The organism is Actinomadura sp. NPDC048955, from assembly GCF_040649435.1.
GTDB classification, from domain to species: domain Bacteria; phylum Actinomycetota; class Actinomycetes; order Streptosporangiales; family Streptosporangiaceae; genus Spirillospora; species Spirillospora luteofluorescens.
This window is the reverse complement of record NZ_JBEZJI010000135.1, coordinates 1-5,371: the sequence shown is the minus strand read 5'-3', so window position 1 is coordinate 5,371 and position 5,371 is coordinate 1. Positions and strand designations below refer to the sequence as shown.

The window sequence follows — 5,371 nt, the reverse complement described above, 5'->3', positions numbered from 1 at the left end:
ACAGGCCGTCACACGCGACCCACGGGGGTTACTCGCCCTTACACACCCGCCCACACCACACCCCGACATCACGCCATGTCGCATCACATGCGCATTTTGTTCGCCCGGCTTCGACCCCGAGCGCTACAAGCAACGCAACACCGTTGAACGCGCCATCAACCGGCTCAAGCAGTTCCGAGCCGTCGCAACCCGCTTCGACAAACGCGGCTACCTGTTCACCGGCACCATCACCATCACTGTCCTGCTCATCTGGCTACGCACCTGATCCGAGAAACAGGCCCTAGTCGTCCTCGGTGTCGGATAGCAGTCGATCGGCGACCCGGTCGAGGCGATCGGCGACGTGCTCCAGGCGGCTGGGCGCGCCTGGCCAGCGGCGGTCCGGGTGCTGGCCTCGGAGCAGAACCTGGCCAACCGGGAGACCGACCCGGCGCCGGTCGACGGTCGTCTGGCCCGCGGCCTGGCGGCTCTGGAGGAGGCCGGGGAGGTCGACCTGGTGCTGTGCGACCGGCCAGGCAGCTCCGCCGTTCCCTGTAACCGCCCGCGAATCGGCCAGCGGGAATGCCAGCGTTTCCGCAAGCGGAAGTGCTGGCGAGAGGGCAAGCGGGACTCGTATCCGGAAGAAGACACCCAGCTCACGGCGCCAACCAGCAACAGTAACGTCGGCTACGGCGGCCGCGGTGGCGGCACCGAACGCAGTTTCGACACCTGGAACCTGCAGCCGGGACCGCTACACCTGGACCACCCCGCACGCTGACCTCGCACCCCGCTCCACCGGGCCCTTCAGGCACCCGCCTGAGGGGCCCGTTCGTGTTGACGACGGGTCGGTCCCGGACCCTCGTGCGTGCCGCCCCGGCGGAGATCTCCAGGGTGTCGAGGAACTGGGCAAGGGCCCGGTCGACGATGGTCTGCGGGTTTCACCCGGTGGCCTCGACGGCGGTAGTCAGCCGGGCGAGTCCCGGCAGTCTCGGCGAGCGGCGCCCCAAGGGGGCCCGACCGGGTGCCGCTCAGCGTCCGGACCCTGGCCGAGACCGACGCCGCACTCGGGGCGGCAGGGCATGTCGGGGAAGATCACGGCGTGGACAATGATGTCCATTGGGTCGTCCTCCCGGTGGCTCCGCCCCGGCGCCGGCGGCGAGCTTGTCACCGCGATCCTCGCCGCGGCGACCACGGTGTGATCCCCTCGACGCTGCTCACCGACGGGTGCAAGCGGCCGGCAGGGCGGGGGTGCCCGGTAAGAATCGGAGACCTCGTGGCCACCTTAGCGGTGACGAGGCGGTTTGACCTGACTGACGCGCAATGGGTGATTCTGGGGCCGCTGCTGCCCGTCCCAGGCGGTCGGGTCGACCGTCGAAGTCGACCAGCAGCAGCTCTTCGATGGGATCCGGGTGTTCCCACGTGGGTGCTTTGAAGAATCCGTTGCCGCGAACAGGAAGGAAGGACTGTTGGGCGACGGTGAGTACGACAATCCTTCGGTCGCGGTGGCGGTCTGAAGCCGCGCAAGCGCTGACTCAGCCGAGGTTGCGCTAGTCAGATGCACCCGAATGCCTTCGAAGCGCAACCATCCGTCGGCAGTGACAGGGTCCATGCCCAGGCCGTCCAGATCACCCGTCAATGTGGCGCGGGCATGAAGCCATAGCTCCTGCTGCTCGAGGATCTCCAGATCGATCAGGTCGTACTGGTGATGCTGGAAGAAGTAGACGCTGGACTCGGCAGGTTCGCTGGCGCCTCGTACCGTTTGGCCGGTCATGCTGCGCCAACTGGCACTCGGGAGCGGTAGCCAGTCGATGTCCAGGAAGATCCGGTTGCTTCCGTAGTCCCGGACTACCTCCTTGAAAGGGAAGCGGAAGCTCCAAGTCAAGGCCAGCGGCAGCCTAATCCTCGGGTTGTCGAAGAGTAGCCCGCCCCACGTTCCCCCTTCGACCGGCAGAAGTTCCCGGACGCCCAAAGGATCCTCATCGTGAGCCTGCCTCTTCACGGTGGGAGTCTCATAGCTGGAAGTCAAGGTCCTGGATCATGTCAAGTGTCCACGTACTCGGCGGTGGCCAGCTCGACGCCGGTCAGGTGCTTCCACGGCCCCCGTGGCTTAATCAGCTCGGTCTTGTACAGGCCGATCGCCGACTCCGTCAAGGCGTTGTCGAGCGCGTCGCCGACGGTGCCGATGGAGGCGTCGACACGGCGTTGACCAGATGCGTGGTGAACCGGAAAGAAGTGTACCCTGCGATCCGGCGTCACTGTGGTGCACCAGGCCGGTCGGTGCGCATCAGCCGGGCCACCCGTTTGCGTCCGCCATGCAAACCGTACTCATCGCGCAGTTCGGCGTGAACACGCGGAGCACCATAGGTGCGGCGCGACCGGGCATTGATCTTGACGATGGTTTCGGTCATGGCGGCGGGCACACGCCTGGTCCTGACGCGCCTGCCGGGACGAGCCGCGTCGTTCCAGCCGTAGTAGCCCTAACGCGACACACCCAGCACCCGAGCCAGCGGGGACGCTGTGGTGTGTCTTCTCCGCATCGATCAGCCGTACTTCATCTCGGCCGATCAGCCTCGCGAGCGAAGAAAACCGCCGCCTTCTTCAAGATCTCCCGCTCCTCGCGGAGCTGACGGACCTCGCGGCGCAACCGGGCCAACTCCTCCTTCTCCGTGCTGGTCAGCCCGTCGACACGGCGGCAGTCATCGCGGTCGGCCTGCGCCACCGGCGACGCCAGGCCCGGCGCCGTCCAATTTCAGCGCGGGGGCGCAGCGGCGGACGAGCGTGTCGATCTCGGCGTCGACGTCGGCCAGTTCCTAGTTGAGCATCCTGCAACGACGTGCGAGTCGGCGCAGTGCCCTCTTGACACTGGCGACTATGTCGTCGCCGTCTGGCCGGAGCCGGGCGCAGCGTTCGATGAGGTCGTTCTTTCGGGCGGGGCAGAATCGGTCGCGTAGCTCGTCAGGTGCGGAGACCAGGATGGCGCGCATTGCGTTGATCGCGGCCGTGCGGGCCTTGATGGCGCTGCGTTCGACGACCTGAAGGTTTCGGAGGAACTCAACGTCGCCGTTGCGCTGTTTGGGGGGCGATGTTGAATTCTTCGGCGAGCACGGCTTTGGCGGCGCGCAGGGCGTCGATGGTGTCGCTCTTGCCGTCGTTGCGCTGGGCCATGCGGTCGCAGCAGGGCCGGGTGGCCTCGATGACGAACTGACCGTGCGCCTGGAGGTGGCGGGTCAAGCCGGCGCCGTAGCTGCCAGTGCCCTCGATCGAAGCCGCGAAGCTCCTGGGCGAGCGAATGCGTCCAGTCCAGGAGGGCGGGGCTGCCCTCGCGTGTTGTCGACACCGCGATGTCGCCGAGCCTGCGGCCGCGCTCGTCCAGGGCGACGGCCACGTTCACGCTCCGGTGGATGTCGACGCCTACCCAGACCCTCAGGGCCTGGCAGGACTGAGAGTGGTTGGTGGGTCAAGTGGTCTCTTCTATGACGGTGCCCGGCAGAGGAGGACCCCCCGCGGCCCGCTGGAACAAGGATGCGGATGTAAATCCACGAACACACGGACCATGCGAATACTTCGAGATCGTGCCCGGTCCCAAAGGGTCGTGACCAGGGGCGCGAAGGCACTGACCTCGCAAGGTCGATCAAGGTCGATCAAGGTCGTGGCACTCTACCAATTCCTGAGGCGGCTCTGCCCCCGTGTCCCGGTGTGCAACCAGTCGGTGGCCAAGATGATCGGCCTACCTGCTTGCTCCGATCTGGTCGCCGTCAGCCTACGGACCTGGCGTTTGGCCTCAGGGGGCGGACGATGAAACCTGTGACTGAGTCCTCCAAGCAGCGCCAACCGTATGTGATCGCCATGGCCGATCAGATGAACGCGGCGCTCCGTGACAGTGATGGTGAGCGTTTCGCTCACGCCGTTCGCGCGTTGTATCTCTACGATGCCGTGACCGCCAGGGTGATTTTGCGGGAGAGCCTGCGGCGCCCCCTGCGCAGACCGGCACCGGAAGACCCCTAACCCGGCGACGGGGCCTTTAGTAGGTGGATTCATCGTCGACGGTCCGGCGTGCAGGGCCTGTCCGACGATGCGCGTAGGTGGGCCCACGCGGCCACGGTTTCACCGTCGGCCACTCGATACCGTCACCGCCTTGCCCGCCGCCTACAAGTTCACCGTCATCACCGGTGTGCTGCTGGGCGCTCGCCTGCACCTAGGCAACGACTTCCGCGACGTCCTGGCCGAAGCCACGCGGCTGGCGCCCACCGCCGACCGGGTCATCGTACTGGCCAACCCGTTCACCTTCGACCGGGCCGCCCCCTGTCCGGCCGTAGCACGGCACCGTGCTGGTCCACTCCGGCGGAGCACCGTCAAGCACGACAGCGATCGCCGACTACCGCGCCCACAACATCGACGTCCGCGAGGGGTACGGCCTGACCAAGACCGCCTCCCTCACACACTTCGATACCGAGGCCACCGACGAAACGCTCAGCACCGTCGGCGCGCCGATGGCGGGTGTCTCCGCCATCATCGCCGAAGACAACGGCGACCAACCTCTCGTGGAGCTGTCCAGCCCCGCTCTGGCGGTCCCCCTTGACACCGGTGAACCGCTCCCTGACCCGACCCTGCGCACTACGGATCTGGGACGCATCGACGCCCGGGACCGTCTGCGGCTGCTCGGCCGCGCCGACGACCACCCCGTAGCCAGGCTGTGGCCGCACGACACCCTGGAAAACCCTCGGCCCGCTACTCAGGCGCCGCTGTGCCCTCGTCCGCCACCCGGCCCCCAACGGATCACCGTACACACGCTCACGCCCCCCGCGCTCGCCTGCGGCATCATTGGCCGAGCCGCCGACCTACTCGACCTGCCCCGCGAGCACGTCACCGTCACCAGCCAGGACACAGCCCCGCTTCTACATTTGGCCAATTGACCCGCTCGGTCATGAGCCGTAGCAGAGACACGTATGAGGCAGGTGCTCTCTCGAGGCGGCACACCCGGGTGAACCCTGGCTCGGCGGCCGGTTAGATGCCTCGCCAGCCGCCCGCCGGGACCTCACTCGTCTGCCGACCTCGGCGGACACGATTCAGAGTGCTAGGACGAAGGGAGGACGAGGGCTGTTCGCCCGCCTGCGGCGGCAGCAGACCGACGGTCGCCGCCGCTGATCGTCACCCCATCGCGGCCGCGGCCGCCCTTTCGTTTCGGCAAGCAAGTGCGCCCTGCCCGACGTGGACGATTCGTCTGCCGGCGCGGCGTACGGGGCCCCTCCACTGAGTGGTCATAACAATATGTGTATGTTGTGCGACATGTGGTGATGGTCGGGTGTGGTGTGGGCGGGTGTGTAAGGGCGAGTAACCCCCGTGGGTCGCGTGTGACAGCTTGTGGGAGCGGGTTGAGTCGCTGCTGCCGAGGGTG

7 protein-coding genes and 2 pseudogenes are annotated in these 5,371 nt (G+C 66.9%); 4 read left to right on the top strand and 5 right to left on the bottom strand.

What is annotated here, in order from left to right:
- A pseudogene (locus AB0C84_RS45180) lies at positions 1-265 on the top strand (hypothetical protein); the annotation flags it as partial.
- A gap of 117 nt (positions 266-382) precedes the next feature.
- On the top strand, positions 383-754 hold the full coding sequence (locus tag AB0C84_RS45175; RefSeq protein ID WP_361078898.1) for a hypothetical protein: 372 nt from the start codon (positions 383-385) through the stop codon (positions 752-754).
- Between the two features lie 504 nt (positions 755-1,258).
- Here the strand turns inward: AB0C84_RS45175 and AB0C84_RS45170 are convergent.
- The 5 genes and pseudogenes from AB0C84_RS45170 to AB0C84_RS45150 all read right to left on the bottom strand — a co-directional run bounded on the left by AB0C84_RS45170 (position 1,259) and on the right by AB0C84_RS45150 (position 3,207).
- Positions 1,259-1,975 carry a hypothetical protein gene (locus tag AB0C84_RS45170; protein ID WP_361078896.1) on the bottom strand — a complete coding sequence of 239 codons (717 nt, stop codon included), beginning with the start codon at positions 1,973-1,975 and terminating at the stop codon, positions 1,259-1,261.
- 50 nt (positions 1,976-2,025) lie between these two features.
- Positions 2,026-2,163, bottom strand: a pseudogene (locus AB0C84_RS45165) (IS3 family transposase); the annotation flags it as partial.
- A gap of 65 nt (positions 2,164-2,228) precedes the next feature.
- Positions 2,229-2,384 (bottom strand): transposase, encoded by a 156-nt coding sequence (locus AB0C84_RS45160; RefSeq protein WP_361078893.1) that lies wholly within the window; start codon positions 2,382-2,384, stop codon positions 2,229-2,231.
- Between the two features lie 143 nt (positions 2,385-2,527).
- Positions 2,528-2,695, bottom strand: coding sequence for a hypothetical protein (locus AB0C84_RS45155; protein ID WP_361078890.1), 168 nt, complete (start codon positions 2,693-2,695; stop codon positions 2,528-2,530).
- Between the two features lie 332 nt (positions 2,696-3,027).
- On the bottom strand, positions 3,028-3,207 hold the full coding sequence (locus AB0C84_RS45150; RefSeq protein ID WP_361078887.1) for a hypothetical protein: 180 nt from the start codon (positions 3,205-3,207) through the stop codon (positions 3,028-3,030).
- A 573-nt stretch (positions 3,208-3,780) separates the two neighbouring features.
- Here AB0C84_RS45150 and AB0C84_RS45145 point away from each other — a divergent pair.
- Entirely contained in the window at positions 3,781-3,981 is a 201-nt protein-coding gene (locus AB0C84_RS45145) for a hypothetical protein (RefSeq protein ID WP_361078885.1), read from the top strand.
- A gap of 320 nt (positions 3,982-4,301) precedes the next feature.
- Positions 4,302-4,889 carry an AMP-binding protein gene (locus tag AB0C84_RS45140; RefSeq protein ID WP_361078882.1) on the top strand — a complete coding sequence of 196 codons (588 nt, stop codon included), beginning with the start codon at positions 4,302-4,304 and terminating at the stop codon, positions 4,887-4,889.
- The last annotated feature ends 482 nt before the right edge of the window (positions 4,890-5,371 follow it).

Coding starts and splice junctions, on each gene's coding strand:
- AB0C84_RS45160 (WP_361078893.1), bottom strand. CDS start 2,384: ATGACCGAAACCATCGTCAAGATCAATGCCCGGTCGCGCCGCACCTAT.